This window comes from Planobispora longispora (assembly GCF_016863135.1).
GTDB classification, from domain to species: Bacteria; Actinomycetota; Actinomycetes; order Streptosporangiales; family Streptosporangiaceae; genus Planobispora; species Planobispora longispora.
The window spans coordinates 159,867-177,936 of record NZ_BOOH01000001.1 but is presented as its reverse complement, the minus strand read 5'-3'; the positions used below and the strand labels follow the sequence as shown (position 1 = coordinate 177,936).

Sequence of the window (18,070 nt, the reverse complement as noted above, 5' to 3'; positions counted from 1 at the left end):
GGCTTCATTGCCCTCGGACCACGGAAACACCGGAGGGATGACCGCGGGCCCCCGGGGACGCGGCGCCGGCCCCGGCCTCGTCCGTGCCGGGCTCAGCGGGCGTCGATCGCCTCCAGCAGGCCGGGCAGGGCGCGTTCGAGGGCGCGTTCCCAGTAGGGCCAGATGTGGGTGCCCTTGCCGTAGAAGTCGGTCTCGACGGGCAGGCCCGCCGCGCGGGCCCGGTCGACGAAGGCCCGGGACTCGGCCAGCAGGAACCGCTCGCCGGCGTCCCCGGACGCCGCCGGGCCGTCCAGCGGTCCCGGCTCGCCGTTGCCGCAGGAGACGTAGAGCCACACGCCCTTCAGCGCGGACGCCAGCCGCCTCGGGTTGTGCGCGGCCCAGACGTCCTCGGCGCCGCCGGGGACGCCCCACAGGTCACCGGGCTCGAATCCGTAGCTCCGGACGATCTCCATCACCCCCTGCGGGCTGGCCTCGGGGTCGAGCACGCCGGAGAAGGACGCCGCCGCCTGGAACATGCCGGGGTGCCGGGCGGCGTACGCCATCGCGCCGAACCCGCCCATGGACAGCCCCGCCACCGCCCGCCGGTCTCCGGCCCCGTACTCCTTCCCGACCACGCCCAGCAGCTCGGTCAGGTGGAAGGTCTCCCACTTGGGGCCGCGCAGCCAGTCGGAGTAGAAGCCGGCCGGGCCGCCCTCGGGGATCACGACGATCACCGGCGCGCCGGCCGTCAGCCTCTCCGCGCCGCCTTCCTCGACCCAGCCGAGATGGCCGGAGCCGCAGCAGCCGTGCAGCAGGTAGAGCACCGGCCACGGGCCCGACCCCGGCTTCCAGCCGCGCGGCAGCAGGATGCGGGCCTCGGCCGTACGGCCCAGCGCGGGCGAGTGGAACGTCAGGTCCCGGGACCTGACGCCGACCTTCTCGCTCCGCACGTCCCGCACCGCGCCGGAGGGAGCCGGAGCGGACGGGGACGCGACCGTGCGGCGTGGAGACGCCGGAGCGGACGGGGACGCGACCGGGGTGGACGGGGACGCGACCGGGGTGGACGGGGACGCGACCGGGGCGGACGCCGCCGGCCCGGCGGACTCCGGGCGCAGGATCACGGTGACGACCGCGACGACCGCGACGATCCCGGCCGCCACGGCCCACCACACTCGGACGGACTTCATCCCACTCCAGACCGCATCGGGGGCCAGGGGCGTCCGGGGACGCCCCTGGGTCGGCTCTGCCCCATCATGCCCTGCCGCGCGACCCAGCGGCCCACCGACGGGGTGCTCGAGATCGGCTTCGGCCCCGGACCGAGACCCTCGAGCTCGACCCGCCCGTCGCCTGCGTGCTCGCCGTCAACCCGGCCGGCGTGCCGTCATGACGGCGGGTGGGCGGCACGGGCGCGGCCCGCGTCCGTGCCGCCCACCGCCGGGACGGGGTCAGCGCCAGGTGTCGGTACGGGTCACCGTGCCGGTCGCCGGGGTGGTGAAGGAGCGGTCGGGATCGCTCTCCCACGTCACCGAGCCGTCAGGATTCTTCTTGATGTACTTGTAGGAGATCGTCCTTCCGGCGGGCAGGTTCACCGTGGCCTTCCAGACGGGATAGTCGGCCGCCGACAGCGCCACCGCGTTCGCCGGGTTCCAGGAGCCCAGCTCGGCCGCGTCGCCGACGACGAAGACGTTCTGGCCCCAGTAGGTGGTCGCGTTCGCGTTGAAGGAGGCGGCGACCCTGCCGGGGCTCACCGTCGGGGAGGGGGTGGCCGTCGGGGTCGGGGTGGGGCCGCCGCCGACGTGGACGGCCACGGCGCTCTTGGCGGGGACGGTGACGCTCGCGGTGCCGCCGGATCCCACGGTCACCGAGCCGCTCCCGGCGACGTTGGCATAGGTCCCGGCGGGCAGGCCGGTGGTGAAGGTGCGGGTGACGGAGCCGCTCCCGTTGTTGATCGCGACCCAGCCCTTGTTCCCGCGGCTGAAGGCGATGACGTTGTCGTCGTTGTCGTACCAGTCGGCGACCGAAGTCCCCGCGACGGCCTTGTGGAAGCCGGCCATCCCGGCCATCTGCCGGTGGAAGCAGGTCCAGCGGCCGTTGCCGCAGTCGGTGTCGGTGACGAAGCCGCCGTTCGCGGACGGAGGGCCCGCCTCCTTGTCGCTCCAGGTGAAGCCGGAGTAGACGCGCGGCGTGCCGTACGGCCAGGCGAGCATGAAGACGTTGGCCAGTTTGTAGGTGTCGCCGTACTTGTAGTTGAGCGTGGCGTCGTTCTTGGAGGCGTCCTTGCGCTCGGTGTCATGGTTGTCGACGAACGTCACGGCCCTGTCGGCGGGCACCGACAGTCCCCAGCTCTCGCCGAACGTCCTCAGCCACTTGATCTGGCCGGTGAACTGCTCTTTCATCTTGCGGCCGAAGACGAACTCGTGCACGTCGCCGATGCCGGTGTACTGGCTCGGCTGGACCGCCTCGCCCTCGCCGTAGATGACCTCCAGGTGCAGGTACGGCGAGCCGGTCAGCTTGGCCTTGATGGCGGCCAGGTCGTCGGGGTGGATGTGCTTGGCCGCGTCGATGCGGAAGCCGTCGACCCCCAGGGCGGTGAGCCTGTTGAGCCAGCCGGCGATCCGGTCGCGGACGTACCCGGATCCGGTGTCGAGGTCGGCCAGGCTGACCAGCTCGCAGTTCTGCACCCGCCAGCCGTTCTTCTTGTAGTCCTCGTCGTCGATGACGCAGGAGGGCGAGTTGCGGAAGTCCCAGGAGGAGTAGAGGCCGGGATAGTTGTACTTGCTGAAGGAGTAGCCGCCGTAGCTGGTGCTGCCCTGACCGGTCATGTGGTTGACGACCGCGTCGACGTGCACCTTGACGCCCGCGCCGTGGCAGGCGTCGATCATGTTCTTGAAGGCGTTCTCGTCGCCGAACTTGCTGGTGAGCGTGTAGCGGGCGGGCTGGTAGACGTCCCACCAGACCGAGCCGCCCTTGCTCATCGAGTCGTGCGGCGGGGAGACCTGGACGGCGCCGTACCCGGCCGGGCCGAGAACGTCGACGCACTCGCGCGCCACCGAGTTCCAGTTCCAGCTCCAGAGCTTGACGATGGGGCCGGTGCCGGCCGGGGGCGCCGCCTGGACCGCGGAGAGAGCGGTGGAGGAGGCGGCGGCGGAGGAGGAGGCGCCGAGCGTGACGGGCACGAGCACGGCGGCGCCCGCCAGGACGCTCAGCGCCGCGGCGGCCAGGGCCGTGCGGGCGCGGGTCCCGCGGGCGGGGAGTCGAGGGGCGGGTGATCGGGGGGCGGGCCGGGGGTCGGGGGATTTGTAGGATTCCACGGTGGGGCCTCCAGGAGTGATGGATGGGTTCCCGTGCCGGGCCGGGTGCTGCAACACCCGGCCCGGTGGCATTCCCGGACCGGAGCGGTCCGGGCGTTCTCGGGGCCGTTCCCCGCACGGCCCGGTCTCTTTCCGGGGCCGCCGTCCGGACGGCGGCCCCGGAGCTTCCTAGGACTGCACGAAGACGGCGACCGTGCGGGCCGGGACCGTCAGCGTGCCGGTGGCGGCGTCGAAGGCCGACTGCTTCACGACGGCGTCCTCCCCCTCCGCCTGGACCGGGTGGAGCGTCACCCGGCCGCCCTTGAGCGCGGGCACGGCCTGCGCCCGCTGCTCGGGGGTGGCGTTGAAGACGACGGTGACCGACTTCCACTTCGGGTCGAGCCCGGAGGCGTCCAGGTGCATGGTCAGCACACCCGGGGTCTCCGCGCCGCCGCCCGCCGGGAACGACAGCCGCTTCTGCACCTCGGCCAGGGAGCCCAGCGCGAAGGCGGGGGAGGAGGCGCGGATCTTCAGCAGCTCGCCGTACCGGGCCCGGGCCGAGCCGATCGCGGCGCAGTCCGGCTTGAGCGCCGGGTCGGCGAGCAGCGGCCTGGCGTAGGGCCACTTGTCCTCGTTGTCGGCCTTGGGCGGCAGGCCCGCGCCGAAGCCGTTGCCCCGGGCGCAGTCCCACAGCAGCCGGTTGAACCAGTCGCCGGAGTCGTAGGAGTTGCGGTCCAGCGACTTGGAGCGCAGCCGCTCGCTCCCGGCGTGCACGAACGCGGTGCCCTGCGACAACGCGGACGCGGCCAGCGAGAGCGTCTGCATGCGCACCCGGTCGGCCATCGGGGTCGCCTGCGGCAGCTTGTAGGCCAGCGCGTCGAACAGCGTCTCGTTGTCGTGGGCGTCCACGTAGGTCACGGCCTCGCCGGGCGCGGCGGTGTACCCGGCGGGAGCGCCGTTGTAGTCGACCTCCGAGCCCTTGACCTCCTTGCCGGAGGAGGCGGTGAAGCGGTAGTCGCGCAGGTTGCCGGTGAGCCCCACCTTGATCAGGTCGTGGTAGCGCAGCAGCCGGGCCCGCTGCTCCTCGGCGGTGCCGTTGGCGGGCGAGCCGTTGGGCGACCCGGCCAGGCCGGAGCCGAAGCCCTGCACCCGGGGGTCGGGGTCGAACGGGCCGCCGCCGCGCACCGCGTCGCGCAGCCGGTCGTTGAAGGTGCCGATGCCGGTCCCGGCCATGTTGAGCTGGGTCGCCTGCTCGAAGCGGGCGCCGTCGGCGACCTCGCCGAAGTTCCAGCCCTCGCCGTACAGGATGATCGACTTGCCGTCCACGCCGTCCCTGGCGAGGGTCAGCTCGTCCAGGGCCTCGCGCACGGCGACCATGTTCGCCTTGGGGTGGTGGCCCATCAGGTCGAACCGGAAGCCGTCGATCTTGTACTGCTTCGCCCAGGTGACGATGGAGTCGACGACCAGTTTGCCCATCATCGCGTGCTCGGGCGCGGTGTTGGCGCAGCAGGTGGAGGTGGCCACCGCGCCGTCGTCCAGCAGCCGGTGGTAGTAGCCGGGCACGATCCGGTCGAGCACCGAGGTCGGGTCCTGCCCGGCGGCGTGGGTGTGGTTGTAGACCACGTCCATGACCACCCGCAGGCCCGCGCCGTTCAGGCCCGCGACCATCTGCCGGAACTCCTTGATCCGCGCGGCGCCGTCCGGGTCGGAGGCGTAGGAGCCCTCCGGCACGGTGTAGTGCCGCGGGTCGTAACCCCAGTTGAAGCCGTCCTCGGCCGCCGTCTTCGCCACGCACTCCTGCTGCCTGTCGGAGTCGGCGGGCAGCGCGGCCAGGTCGCAGTCCGGCTCGGCGCGGTCGGCCCGGCGCTCCGGGATGGTCGCGATGTCGAAGACCGGCAGCAGGTGCACGTGGGTCAGCCCGTCGGCGGCCAGCGCGCGCAGTTCCTTCATGCCCGCGGAGTCGCCGGTGAAGGCCGCGTAGGTGCCGCGCCGCTCGGCCGGGACCGTCGTGTCGGAGGCGGAGAAGTCGCGCACGTGCAGCTCGTAGACCGACGCCTTCTCCTGCGGCACGGCCGAGGGCTTGGCCAGGGAGGCCCAGCCCTCGGGCCGCAGCGACCGGTCGGACAGGTCTGCCAGCTGGCTGCGGACCGAGTCGGCGGCCAGCGAGACGCTGTACGGATCGGTCACCTCGTTGGTGACGACCTTGCCCGCGGCGGGGGAGTAGACCGTGACCAGGAAGGTGTAGTAGCGCCCCTTCCAGGCCGGCAGGCCCCGCGCCGACCAGACGCCGGTGGCGTCGTCGCGGCGCATCGCGTGCACGCTGCGGCTCCCGCCGGAGGCGTCCCGGTAGAGCGCCAGCTCCACCTTGCGCGCGGTCGGCGCCCAGACGGACAGGCGGGGCAGCGCGCCGGAGGCGTCCGGGCCGAGCTCGGCGCCGGCCGCCCCGGCGTAGACGTCGTCGAGCACGCCGGGGATCTGCACGCCGGTCGCGGTCAGCAGCACGCCCGAGGCGTCCCGCTCGACGGCCACGACCTGGCCGCGCAGCGCCTCCTGCACCAGGCCGGCGTCGCGCGGGTCCACCGTGAGCGCGGCGTGCCCGGCCAGGTGCGGCCACTTCGCCTTCTGCGCGTCGGTCAGCGAGCCCGGGGAGAGCCGGATCAGGCGGTGGTCGCCGGTCAGGTCTCCCTTGTCGTAGGCGATGTCGCCCTTGGCGGAGAACGCCAGCGTGTAGGTGAGCGCGGCCGAGGGCCGCACCTTCCAGGCGACGGTGGTCCGGTCGATCCAGTGGGCGGAGGACTTGGACAGGTCGGCGTCGGCGCCGCGCGCCGCCGCCTGCGGCAGCACGTGGCCCTCGGTCGCCGCGGCCCGCCAGATCTCGTGGCCGTCGGCGGTCAGGTCGAGCGCCTGGTCGGACGGGAGGTCCTTCTCGTCGCCCTTGTGGATGATGTAGCTCACGTTCTTCGCCCCCTCTTTCAGAGGGACGCGGAAGTGGACGCCGAAGCCGTCCGTCCCGGCGGGCTGGAGCGGGCTCGCCCACTCGGTGGGGTTCGCCACGTCGCCCCACAGGTGCAGTCCCCAGCCGTCGTAGTTCCCGTCCGGCCGGTGGTAATGCAGGATCGCCACGTTCTCGGCGGCGGCGCGGGTGGGATGGATCGCCGCCGCACCCGAGGTGACGTAGGCGTCCGGCTGCCGCGCCGGGGTGAACGCCTGGTCGGGGCCGGGATCCTTGGTGTCGCCCTTGTGGATGATGTAGTTGACCGGGAGCGAGGCGTCCTTCAGCGGGATCTTCCAGAAGGCGCCGTAGGAGTCGGCGCCGTCCGGCTGCCGCGGAGAGGCCCACTCGGTGGGCACGCCGTCGGCCAGACCGTCGCCCCACAGGTGCAGGCCCCAGCCGTCGTAGTCCTTGTCCGGCCGGTTGTAGTGGACGGTCGCGTACCCCTGGGCGGCGGCGCGGGAGGGGTAGGCGTCCGGCTTGCCCTCGGCCAGCCAGACCTCGCCGTTCTTGGCCGGGTTGACGATCCGGTCGCCGCCGTCCTTCTCGTCGCCCTTGTGGGCGATGATCCCGACGTTCGCCGCGCCCGGCTTCAGCTTGATCCAGGCGAAGCGGCCGTAGGCGTCCTCGCCGGTCAGCGGGAGGGGCTCGGCCCAGTCGGTGGGGTTCTCGACGTCACCCCAGACGTGCAGGCCCCAGCCGTCGTAGTCGGCGCGCTGGTAGTGCACGACGAGCCAGTCGCGCTTGACCGCGCCGGGCTCCTCGGGCTCCGGCTCGGGGGCCACGGTCGCGGTCGCGGTCGCGGAGGCGAACCGGCCCGCGGAGTCCTTCACCACGGCCTTGTAAGTGATCTTCGTTCCGGCCGTGAGGCCCTTCAGGTCGTGGAAGACCCGGAAGGTACGGCTCTCGCCCGACAGGTTGGGCGCGTCGTCGGTGCCCAGCACCTTCCAGCCGCCGTCGCCGACCTTCGCGGCGAAGGTGACCTGGTCGAAGCCGGCGCCCGGCACGGTCGCGGTGACCGGGATCCGGCCGTCCTCGGCGGTGCCCCTGATCTCGGCCCCCGGGAGCGCGATCGAGACGGCCGGGGCCGCGGCCGGGGCGGCGAGCTTCGCCGAGGCCCGGTAGACGACCGCCGACAGGGCCGGGACGGTCACCCCGAGCTTCGCGTCGGCGCCGGTGGTGACGGAGGCTGCGGCCTCGCCGTACACCTTGGTGAAGCCGAGGTTCGCCGAGAACGTCGGCACCTGCACGGTGGCCGGCTGCTCGGCGTTGTTGACCGCGACGACGTACTCCACCTGCGCGCGCGCGTCGATCCGGGAGAAGGCGTAGACGCCGCCGGAGGCCAGGCGCTCGACCTGCGCGCCGTCGGCCAGCGCCGGGTGGGCGTCGCGGAGCTTCGCCAGGGAGGAGATGCCCTGGTAGAGCGGGTGCGAGGGGGTGTAGTTGTCCTGCGCGTGGGTGGCGTCGGTACCGATGAGATCGTTGGAGAGATAACTTGCGGTTTTGGAAGCGAACATGGACTGGCGGGCGTCCTGGTCTCCGCCTGAGCCTTCGGCGGGACCGGTGAAGCCCTGCTCGTCGCCGTAGTAGACGACCGGCTGTCCGCGCGTGAGGTACATCAGCTCGTGGGCCAGCAGATCGCGCCTGAGCAGCTCGGCATCCGGCGCGCCCGGGTTGTCCTGGGCCAGGAACCGCCCGATGCGGCCCATGTCATGGTTGCCGAGGAAGGTCGGCAGTGAGGAGGCGTTGCCGTCGGCGTCGGTGTGGTAGTCGTCCCCGGCGAACAGCCGGGCCAGCCGGGAGGCGGGCTCCTTGCCGCCGCTGAAAGACCTTGCAGCCTCCTGGAAGGGGAAGTCCAGGGTGGCGTTCATGGCGCCGCGGGTGGAGTAGCGGCTGGTGAAGGCCGGGTCGCCGGAGTAGACCTCGCCGAACATGAAGAAGCGCTTGTTGCCGCGCTGGGCGGCGTAGCCGCGCAGGGCCGGGGAGAAGCGCTCCCAGAACTCCATGTTGACGTGCTTGGCGGTGTCGATGCGGAAGCCGTCGATGCCGGTCTCGCGCACCCAGGTCTTGTAGATGTCGGTCATGCCCCTGACGACCTCGGGACGCTCGGTCCACAGGTCGTCGAGGCCGAAGAAGTCGCCGTACTCGGAGTTTTCGCCGCTGAAGGTGGAGTCGCCCCGGTTGTGGTACATCGTCGGGTCGTTCAGCCAGGACGGCGTCTTGACGCCCTTCGGCGCGACCGGCGTGTAGGGGAAGGAGCGGGTCGTGACCTTGGGGAAGGCGTCCCCGCCGGCGTACTCGCGGTCGTCGAACGGGGTGCCGTTCGCGTCGAGGTAGGGATGGGCGGCCTTGGAGCGGTAGGCGTAGGTCTTCTCCGCGTAGTCGATCACGTCGGCCGTGTGGTTGGTGATGATGTCGAAGAAGACCTTCATCCCGCGCTTGTGGGCCTCCTTGACCAGCTTCTTCATCTGGGCGTTGGTGCCCAGGTGCGGGTCGATGCGGGTGAAGTCGGTGATCCAGTAGCCGTGGTAGCCGGCCGAGACGTCGTCGCCGGTGCCCTGCACCGGCCGGTTCCGGAACGCCGGGGTGATCCAGAGCGCGGTGCTGCCGAGCTTCTGGATGTAGTCGAGCCGCTCCAGCAGGCCGGTCAGGTCGCCGCCCTGGTAGAAGCCCTTGTGCGCGGGGTCGAATCCGGTGGCGAGCCGGTCGCCGGACAGCCCGCCCCGGTCGTTGCCGGGGTCGCCGTTGGCGAAGCGGTCGGTCATCGCGAAGTAGAAGCGCTCGCGGCTCAGGTCGGCGCGGAGCGCGTCGCGGGCGAGGTCCCGGTCGGAGGGTTCCGCGGTACGGCTCAGCGCCGAGACCAGCGCGGCCCGCGGAGCCGGTGACGTCGCGGAGGCGGATGGGCCCGCCGCGGCGGCGGGCGCGGCTAACAGGGATGCGGTGACCAGCACGGCCGTGAGCGCGCCCGCCGGGGCGGTCGTCCTCGCGAGCCGTGGGGGGAGCGGCCGGGGCACGGGGCCTCCACGGTGTTTCGGGGGTGTTGCCCGGAAGTTACTCACCGGACATGATCTGTGCAATCCCTTGCGGCAACTTTCTGAATCACAGTCTTCCCGGGGTGCTCGGAGGCCCCTCACCCCTACCGGGGATGGGTGATCGAAGCCGGAAAAACCCCTGTGACGTGCGGGTATTCTCGATTGCGCGCCCGCCGGAGCGGTTGGGCTGGTTTGGGGTATTAGGTCGATATGTAACAAGTTTGCAGACTCTTGCAGCAAGTTCTTCCAAAGAGGTTCACGTCGGCGTAACGTCCGGCGTACTCCACACCGGCCCGGCGGCTCTCCTGCTCCCGGCCGGTTCCCTGAGCTATGAGGAGAAAGACATGCGGCGAGCCTTCTCGGCTGCGACGATCGTCGCGGCCCTCGCCCTGGCGGTTTCCGCCTGTGGCGGCGGCGACAGCGGTTCGACGGCGGCCCCCGCCCAGTCCGCCCCGTCCGACCCGACGAAGATCAGCGGCGAGATCACCTGGTGGGACACCGTCCGCCCGGACAGCGAGGGCCCGACGTTCCAGGCGCTCATCAAGGAGTTCCAGGCGAAGTACCCGAACATCAAGGTGAACTACGTCAACGTCCCGTCGGACCAGGCGCAGAACAAGTTCCAGACTGCGGCCCAGTCCGGCTCCGGCGCGCCCGACCTGATCCGCTCCGAGGTCGCCTGGACCTCCCAGTTCGCCTCGCTCGGCTACCTGCAGCCGCTGGACGGCACCCGTGCCGTCGAGAACGAGTCCGACTTCCTGGCCGGCCCGCTGAGCAGCACCAAGTACAACGGCAAGACCTACGCGGTCCCGCAGGTCACCGACACCCTGGCGCTGATCTACAACAAGAAGCTCCTCAAGGAGGCCGGCTGGGACAAGGCCCCGGCCACGGTCGCCGAGCTCAAGCAGGCCGCGCTCGACGTCAAGGAGAAGACCGGCGTCAACGGCCTGGCGCTCAACGTCGACGCCTACTTCCTGCTGCCCTTCATGTACGGCGAGGGCGGCGACATGCTCGACGTCCAGGGCAAGAAGATCACCGTCAACTCGCCCGAGAACGTCAAGGCGATGGGCGTCGTCTCCGACCTGATCACCTCGGGCGCCGCGGCCAAGCCCGCCATCCAGGACAGCTACGCCAACGCGATGACCGCCCTCAAGGACGGCAAGGCCGCGATGATCTACAACGGCCCGTGGGCGCTGTCGGAGATCTACCAGGGCAAGGAGTTCCAGGACAAGGCGAACCTGGGCATCGCCCCGGTCCCGGCGGGCTCGGTCAAGGCCGGCGCCCCCACCGGCGGCTGGAACTACGCCATCTACGCCGGTTCCAAGAACATCGACGCCTCGTACGAGTTCATCCGGTTCATGAGCACGCCCGAATCCCAGGCGAAGATCGCCAAGGAGATCAGCCTCCTGCCGACCCGCACCTCGGCCTACGACAACCCCGACGTGCAGGGCAACCAGGACGTCGCGGTCTTCAAGCCGATCATGGACACCGCGACCGCCCGGCCGTGGATCCCCGAGGGCGGCCAGCTCTTCCAGCCGCTGCTGGAGGGCTACCAGGCCCTGGTGGGCGGCAAGACGACCCCCGAGGACATGCTCAAGACCGTCGACGAGAAGTACCGCGGCATCTTCAAGGACTGGAGCTGATCCGTGGCGACCTCCGCTGGACGTGTGACCGGCACGACCAGGGACCGGGCCGCGGGCGCCGCTGACGGCGCCCGCGGCCGGGGCCGCGGCGGCCAGCCCGGTCCCCTCCGCCGCTCGCTGAACCAGTACTGGTACGCCTGGGCCATGGTGGCCCCGGTCGTCGTGGTCACCGCCGCGCTGATCGGCTGGCCGCTGGTGCGGGGCGTCTACCTGTCCATGACCGACGCCACCGAGGCCAACATGGGCCGCACGATCGGCGTCAACGTCATCCCCTCGACCTACGAGTTCACCGGGCTGGACAACTACGTCTCCATCCTCGGCAGCGGCCTGTTCTGGGAGAAGCTCACCTGGACGGTCCTGTGGACCGTCGCCTGCGTCGCGCTCCACTACGGCATCGGGCTCGGCCTGGCCCTGATGCTCAACCGGAAGATGCGCTTCCGCTCGGCCTACCGGGTGCTGCTGATCCTGCCGTGGGCGATCCCCCCGTTCGTCGCCGCGTTCATCTGGCGCTACCTCTACAACAGCGACTACGGCGTCATCAACGCCATGCTGCGGGGCATCGGCCTGGGCGGCGTCGGCTGGCTCGACGACCCGACCACGGCGAAGATCGCCGTCATCGCGGTCAACGTCTGGATCGGCATCCCCTTCATGATGCTGGCCCTGCTGGGCGGGCTCCAGTCGATCCCGCGCGAGCTCTACGAGGCGGCCGAGGTGGACGGCGCGTCGCCCTGGCAGCGCTTCCGCTTCGTCACGATCCCCGGCCTGCGCACGGTCTCCAGCACCGTGATCCTGCTGGGCACGATCTGGACGTTCAACATGTTCCCGCTGATCTTCCTGATCACCGGGGGCGGACCGGGCAGCTCCACGGAGATCCTGGTCACCTACGCCTACCGCGAGGCCTTCACCGGCATCCGCAACTACTCCGGCTCGGCGGCCTGGGGCGTGCTCATCCTGCTGCTCCTGGTCGTGATGGCCGTCGTCTACCGCCGCGCGCTGCGCAAGCAAGGGGAGGTCTGGTGATGAGCACCGTCACCGTGGACACCGGGTCCTCCGAGGGGAACGCGAGGCGCCCCCGCGCCCGCAGCCGCGAGGAGCGCAGCCTCGGCAGCTCGATCCTGCTGCACGGCACGCTCGTCGTCGCGTCCCTCATCTCGATCTTCCCCGTCGTCTGGCTGATCCTGACCTCGCTCAAGCCGCGCGACGGCTGGCTGTCCACCGAGCTGAAGCTCTTCGACGACTCCTCGCTGGACAACTACACCCGGGTGCTGACCGAGACGCAGTTCCCGTCCTGGCTGCTCAACTCGGTGATCATCGCGGGGCTGACCACGGTCATCGGGGTGTTCCTGGCCTCGACGACCGGGTACGCGATCAGCCGCTTCCGCTTCCCGGGCTACCGCGGCGTCATGTGGATGCTGCTGATCACCCAGATGTTCCCGGTGGCGATCCTGATCGTGCCGCTGTACAACCTGATGGCCGGCCTCGGACTGCTCAACCAGATCCCGGGCCTGGTCATCGCCTACATGACGGTGGCGGTGCCGTTCTGCGCGTGGATGATGAAGGGCTACTTCGACTCCATCCCGCGCGAGATCGACCAGGCCGGCATGATCGACGGGCTGAGCCCGTTCGGCACCTTCTGGCGGGTCATCCTGCCGCTGGCCCGGCCCAGCCTCGCGGTCACCGCGTTCTACTCCTTCATGACCGCCTGGGGCGAGGTCGCCTACGCCACGGTGTTCATGACGGGGGACGACACGCGCACCCTCGCGGCCGGCCTGCAGCAGTTCGTCGGCCAGCACTGGTCGGACTGGGGCCTGATGACCGCGGCCGCGGTGCTGATCGCGGTGCCGGCGGCGGTCGTCTTCCTGCTCGTCCAGCGCAACCTGGTGGCCGGTCTCACCTCCGGCGCCACGAAGCTGTGACACCTCGCGTCACCACGTAACACCACGTAATACCACCGTGCTAACACGTCCTGAAATGTCGTTATTTGATCGGGGGACAAACATGACCGAGCTCGTCCACGCGGACCCTGCCGCGGAGACCGCCACCCGGTGGTGGCGGGACGCGGTGATCTACCAGGTCTACGTGCGCAGCTTCGCCGACGGCAACGGTGACGGCGTCGGCGACCTCCTGGGGGTGCGATCCCGGCTGCGCTACCTCGCCGACCTGGGCGTGGACGCGATCTGGTTGAACCCGTTCTACACCTCGCCGATGGCCGACTTCGGCTACGACGTGGCGGACTACCGGGACGTGGACCCGATCTTCGGCTCGCTCGCCGACGCCAAGGCCCTGATCGACGACGCCCACGCGCACGACCTGCGCGTGATCGTCGACGTGGTCCCCAACCACACCTCCGACCAGCACGTCTGGTTCCGGCAGGCCCTGGCCGCCCGCCCGGGCAGTCCCGAGCGCGAGCGCTACATCTTCCGCGAGGGCAAGGGGGCGCACGGCGAGCTGCCGCCGAACGACTGGGAGTCGGTCTTCGGCGGCCCGGCCTGGACGCGGCTGCCCGACGGGCAGTGGTACCTGCACCTGTTCGCCCCCGAGCAGCCGGACCTGAACTGGGAGAACCCCGAGGTCCACGCCGAGTTCGAGTCGATCCTGCGCTTCTGGCTCGACCTGGGGGTCGACGGCTTCCGCATCGACGTCTCCCACGGCATGGTCAAGGCCGAGGGCCTGCCCGACGTCGGCCACCCCGACCAGGTCAAGATGATCGGCACCGAGGTGGTCCCGTTCTTCGACCAGGACGGCGTGCACGAGATCCACCGCGCCTGGCGCCGGCTGCTCGACTCCTACCCGGGCGAGCGGATCGGCGTCGCCGAGGCCTGGGTGCCGACCCTGGACCGGCTGGCCAACTACGTCCGCCCGGACGAGCTGCACCAGGCGTTCAACTTCCACTTCCTGACCACCCCGTGGGACGCCGAGGCCTTCCGCCTGGTGATCGACGAGTCGCTGGAGTCCGCCGGCTCGGTCGGCGCGCCCGCCACCTGGGTGCTGTCCAACCACGACGTCAAGCGGCACGTCACCCGGTACGGCCACGGCGAGCTCGGACTCCGCCGGGCCCGCGCGGCGGCCCTGCTGACGCTGGCCCTGCCCGGCTCGGCCTACGTCTACCAGGGCGAGGAGCTCGGCCTGCCCGAGGTGCTCGACCTGCCCGAGGAGTTCCTGCGCGACCCGCAGCGGCTGCGCAACCCCGAGGACGGGCGCGACGGCTGCCGGGTGCCGATCCCGTGGGCCGACGTGGAGCCGCACTTCGGCTTCACCATGCCCGGCATCGAGGAGACGTGGCTGCCCATGCCCGGCTCCTGGGGCCCGCTCAGCGTCCAGTCCCAGCTGCGCGACCCCGCCTCCACGCTGAGCCTCTACCGCGCGGCGCTGCGGATCAGGCGGCAGCTGGACGCCTCCGGCGACGCCCCGCTGACCTGGCTGGACTCCCCGCTGGGCACGCTGGCCTTCCGCCGCGGCGACGGGCTCGCCGTCACGATCAACCTGACCGGCGAGCCGGTCGAGCTCCCCGCACCCGGTAAGCTCCTGCTGGCCAGCGCCGATCCCGTCATCGAGGGCGGCACCGCACGGCTCGCGCCCGACTCCGCCGCCTGGTGGGGGCGCGATGACATGTGACGGCACGGGCCACGGGGGATGAGGCCGTGAGAACGCGCGACGGCGGGTCACGGGGGACGGGGACGCGATGACGCACAACGGCGGCTCGCTCGGGAGCGGTCAGGCGCGGCTCGCCGACATCGCCGCGCACGCAGGGGTCAGCGAGGCCACGGTGAGCCGGGTGCTCAACGGCAAGCCGGGGGTCTCGGCGGCGACGCGGCAGGCGGTGCTGACGGCGCTGGACCTGATGGGCTACGAGCGGCCGCAGCGGCTGCGGCAGCGCAGCAACGGCCTGGTGGGGCTGGTCACGCCGGAGCTGGACAACCCGATCTTCCCGGCCTTCGCGCAGGCCTTCGAGAAGGTGCTGGCCCAGCACGGCTACACCCCGCTGCTCTGCACCCGCCTGCCCGGCGGCGCCGCCGAGGACGAGTTCACCGAGATGCTCGTCGAGCGCGGCGTCAGCGGGATCATCTTCGTCTCCGGCCTGCACGCCGACGTCACCGCCAACCAGGACCGTTACACCCGGCTGCTCGGGCAGGGCGTGCCGATCGTCCTGCTCAACGGGCACTCGGGCGACGTGCAGGCCCCGTTCATCTCGCCGGACGACTGGGCCGCCGCGCGGCTGGCCGTCCAGCACCTGGTGGACCTCGGGCACGAGCGCATCGGCCTGGCGGCGGGACCGAGCCGGTTCGTGCCGGTGATCCGCAAGATCGAGGGCTACCGCCGCGCGATGGCCCAGCTGCTCGGCGAGACCGAGGTGGACGAGCTGATCGCCCACTCGCTGTTCTCGGTCGAGGGCGGCCAGGCCGCCGCGTCGGTGCTGCTGGAGCGGGGGTGCACCGGGATCGTGTGCGCCTCCGACCTGATGGCGCTGGGGGCGATCCGGGCCTGCCGCGAGCGGGGGCTGGCGGTGCCGGGGGAGGTGTCGATCGTCGGCTACGACGACTCGCCGCTGATCGCCTTCACCGACCCGCCGCTGACCACCGTGCGCCAGCCCGTGCAGTCGATGGTGACCGCGGCCGTGCACACCCTCCTGGAGGCCATCGCGGGGACGCCGGGCCAGCACTCCGAGCTCATCTTCCAGCCGGAGTTCATCGTGCGCGGGTCGACGGGCTCGGGACCGAAGGTCGTGCGCTGAGCGACCGTAAGGAAAGGTCACGGAAGCCGGAAACGGCCCCTGGCGTGCGGTAATGGTTCATTGAAGATCCTGTGCGGGGAATAGCGGCTCCGGTGATGGTATGGAAGTGTTCACGTTCTGTGACCATGCCAGCCAGACGTCGATGGAGCGTGCCCGGATGGAGCCGACCGGACAGCGGTGGACCGCCCTCGCGGCGGGGGTTCTCGTAGGAGGGGGGCTGCTGGCCCTCGCACCGGCGGGGGTCCCCATACCGGTGGGGGGCCCCGTGCCGTCCGGAGCCTCCGCGCCGCCCGGGACCGCCGGAGCCGCGGGGGCCGCCGCGGCCGCCGGAGCGCTCGCGCGGGCCGGGATCTCCCCGCTGTCCGGGGGGTCCGGAACGGCCGAGGCCCCCGTGCCGTCCGGGGACGCCATGTCGTACGGGGCCGCCGCCGGGACGACCTACTACGTCGACTCCCGCCGGGGCGACGACTCCGCGCCGGGAACCTCGGCCGCCACCGCCTGGCGGTCCCTGGGCGCCGTCGACGCCGCCGGGCTGACGGCCGGCGACACCGTCCGCCTCAGGCGCGGCGGGACCTGGACGGGCACGCTCAGGCTGAGGGGCCGGGGCGCCCCCGGCGCTCCCATCACCGTCGCGACGTACGGCGAGGGCGTGTCCCCGAAGATCACCGGCAGGGGCGGGAACTGCGTGGTGATCACCGGCTCCCACGTGCGGGTGACCGGGATCCGGGCCAGCGGCTGCCGGTGGGCCGGCTTCGAGGTGCGCGGCGACCGCAACGAGCTGGACGCCGTGCACGCCGACCGCAACGTCAGCGGGGTGCACGTCACGGGCGCCCACAACACGATCAAGAACAGCATCTTGGCCCGCAACAACCGGATGAGCGTCAACGACAGGGGCGGCGACGACGACTCCGGGGCCTTCGGGGTGCTGCTCAACGGCGACGACAACCTCGTCACCGGCAACCTCGTCACCGGCAGCTACGCCGCCAGCCACGACTACCGCACCGACGGCGCCGCCGTCGAGGTCTACAACGGCGACCGCAACCGCGTCACCCACAACATCGCGCGCAACAACGAGACCTTCGCCGAGCTCGGGGCCGAGAAGGGCAGGACCGCCACCGGCAACCTGTTCGCGCACAACCTGGTGACCTCCTCGCGGCGGCGCGGTTCCTTCCTGGTCACCCGCGGCGCCCGGCACGCCGCCGGTCCGGTGAGGGGGACCGTCGCCGTGCACAACACGGTCCGCCTGCCCGCGCGCGACACCATCGGCTGGTCCTGCCACGGCGGCTGCTCACCCGCGATCCTGAAGCTCCGCAACAACGTCATCGTGGTCGGCGGGGAGATGGGCTACGAGGACGGCAGGGGCGCCGACGAGGCGGGGAGCGTCTACCAGGGCAGGACGATCGAGTTCGAGCTCGGCCCCGGGTCGGTGGTGGCCGACCCCCGCTTCCGCGACGCCGCGACTCTGCGCCCCGGCCACGCCTCCCCGGCTCTCCGGCGCGGCTTCACCCTCGATCCCTCCTGGTACGGCGGGGCCGCCCTGGCCCGCGACCTGTCCGGCCGGCCGCTGCCCCCGGCCCCGGCCGCCGGCGCCTACCAGAGGTAGCCCTTCCGTCACGGACAGATGGCCCCGGCCGCAGATCACCGCAGACTGGGACATATTCTGGACATCTTCCGAGAACACCGGTGAAACCTGTCCAGGGCACTCTGATCTCCGAAGCGAGGTGAACGGTGATGACACTGCGGCTCCGGGTTTCCTTTCCCGACCGGCCGGGCGCCCTGGGACAGGTGGCCCGCGTGCTCGGCACGCTCGGCGCGGACATCCTCCAGGTGACGGTGCTGGAGCGCGAGACCGGCCGGGCGGTGGACGACTTCATCGTCTCCTGGCCCGGCGCCCCGGATTCCGCGGCGATCCGGGAACGGCTGCTGGCGGTCCCCGGGCTGCGCGTCGAGGGGGTCTGGTCCACCCGCGAGAGTCCCGGAAGCGCTCCCGACTACGACCTGCTGCGCCATGTCGCCGCCGACCCCGCGCGGGCCTACCCCACCCTGGTGGACGCGGTCCCCGACCTCGTGGGCGCCGAGTGGGCCGTCGCGGTCTCCGCCGGGGGAGAGCTCGTCCACCGCAGCTGGCAGGCCCCCGCCGGACTCGAGGAGACCGGGAGCCTCGTCGGCGTCAAGGTCGCCGATCTCACGTCCCTGCGCCCCTCGGTCCTGGCCGCGGGCCCCTACCGGCTGATGAGCCTGCCCGTGCCCGGAGCGGCCCTGCACGTGGTGCTGGCCCGCACCGAGGGCCCGCCCTTCCACCGCGCGGAGGTGGACCGCGCCTGCCGGGTCCTGGAGATCGTCTCCGTCATCGCCGCCTCCGCGTGACGGGCCGCCGCGGCCCGCCGTCCCGTTCCGGCGGGGCC

The 18,070-nt window shown here is 71.7% G+C and carries 10 protein-coding genes; 7 read left to right on the top strand and 3 right to left on the bottom strand.

What is annotated here, in order from left to right; all coding sequences use genetic code 11:
* Window positions 1-92: 92 nt before the first annotated feature.
* From Plo01_RS00760 to pulA, 3 genes are all read right to left on the bottom strand, one after another.
* The gene (locus tag Plo01_RS00760) at window positions 93-1,166 is read right to left on the bottom strand and encodes an alpha/beta hydrolase (RefSeq protein ID WP_203888471.1); all 1,074 of its coding nucleotides are present in this window, start codon (window positions 1,164-1,166) and stop codon (window positions 93-95) included.
* A gap of 258 nt (window positions 1,167-1,424) precedes the next feature.
* Window positions 1,425-3,290, bottom strand: coding sequence for a carbohydrate-binding module family 20 domain-containing protein (locus Plo01_RS00755; RefSeq protein WP_239315718.1), 1,866 nt, complete (start codon window positions 3,288-3,290; stop codon window positions 1,425-1,427).
* Between the two features lie 168 nt (window positions 3,291-3,458).
* Complete coding sequence (pulA, locus tag Plo01_RS00750; protein ID WP_203888469.1) at window positions 3,459-9,275, bottom strand: pullulanase-type alpha-1,6-glucosidase; 5,817 nt, start codon at window positions 9,273-9,275, stop codon at window positions 3,459-3,461.
* Between the two features lie 362 nt (window positions 9,276-9,637).
* On the opposite strand from pulA, the gene Plo01_RS00745 reads away from it, so the two are divergent.
* From Plo01_RS00745 to Plo01_RS00715, 7 genes are all read left to right on the top strand, one after another.
* Window positions 9,638-10,933, top strand: a complete 1,296-nt coding sequence (locus Plo01_RS00745) for an extracellular solute-binding protein (RefSeq protein ID WP_203888468.1) — start codon at window positions 9,638-9,640, stop codon at window positions 10,931-10,933.
* A gap of 24 nt (window positions 10,934-10,957) precedes the next feature.
* Complete coding sequence (locus Plo01_RS00740; protein WP_239315717.1) at window positions 10,958-11,953, top strand: carbohydrate ABC transporter permease; 996 nt, start codon at window positions 10,958-10,960, stop codon at window positions 11,951-11,953.
* Window positions 11,953-12,849: a sugar ABC transporter permease gene (locus Plo01_RS00735; RefSeq protein ID WP_203888466.1), complete on the top strand. Its 897-nt coding sequence runs from the start codon at window positions 11,953-11,955 to the stop codon at window positions 12,847-12,849. The genes Plo01_RS00740 and Plo01_RS00735 overlap by 1 nt, the downstream gene beginning before the upstream one ends.
* Window positions 12,850-12,931: 82 nt before the next feature.
* On the top strand, window positions 12,932-14,548 hold the full coding sequence (locus tag Plo01_RS00730) for a glycoside hydrolase family 13 protein (protein ID WP_203888465.1): 1,617 nt from the start codon (window positions 12,932-12,934) through the stop codon (window positions 14,546-14,548).
* A gap of 67 nt (window positions 14,549-14,615) precedes the next feature.
* Complete coding sequence (locus Plo01_RS00725; protein ID WP_203888464.1) at window positions 14,616-15,665, top strand: LacI family DNA-binding transcriptional regulator; 1,050 nt, start codon at window positions 14,616-14,618, stop codon at window positions 15,663-15,665.
* 157 nt (window positions 15,666-15,822) lie between these two features.
* Window positions 15,823-17,268: a right-handed parallel beta-helix repeat-containing protein gene (locus Plo01_RS00720; protein ID WP_239315716.1), complete on the top strand. Its 1,446-nt coding sequence runs from the start codon at window positions 15,823-15,825 to the stop codon at window positions 17,266-17,268.
* 128 nt (window positions 17,269-17,396) lie between these two features.
* Window positions 17,397-18,032, top strand: coding sequence for an ACT domain-containing protein (locus Plo01_RS00715; protein ID WP_203888463.1), 636 nt, complete (start codon window positions 17,397-17,399; stop codon window positions 18,030-18,032).
* The last annotated feature ends 38 nt before the right edge of the window (window positions 18,033-18,070 follow it).

Bases quoted from the DNA above. Each gene is read 5' to 3' on its own strand.
- Plo01_RS00720 (WP_239315716.1), top strand. From the start codon at position 15,823: ATGGAGCCGACCGGACAGCGGTGGACCGCCCTCGCGGCGGGGGTTCTC.
- Plo01_RS00715 (WP_203888463.1), top strand. From the start codon at position 17,397: ATGACACTGCGGCTCCGGGTTTCCTTTCCCGACCGGCCGGGCGCCCTG.
- Plo01_RS00735 (WP_203888466.1), top strand. From the start codon at position 11,953: ATGAGCACCGTCACCGTGGACACCGGGTCCTCCGAGGGGAACGCGAGG.
- Plo01_RS00760 (WP_203888471.1), bottom strand. From the start codon at position 1,166: ATGAAGTCCGTCCGAGTGTGGTGGGCCGTGGCGGCCGGGATCGTCGCG.
- Plo01_RS00730 (WP_203888465.1), top strand. From the start codon at position 12,932: ATGACCGAGCTCGTCCACGCGGACCCTGCCGCGGAGACCGCCACCCGG.
- Plo01_RS00745 (WP_203888468.1), top strand. From the start codon at position 9,638: ATGCGGCGAGCCTTCTCGGCTGCGACGATCGTCGCGGCCCTCGCCCTG.
- Plo01_RS00725 (WP_203888464.1), top strand. From the start codon at position 14,616: ATGACGCACAACGGCGGCTCGCTCGGGAGCGGTCAGGCGCGGCTCGCC.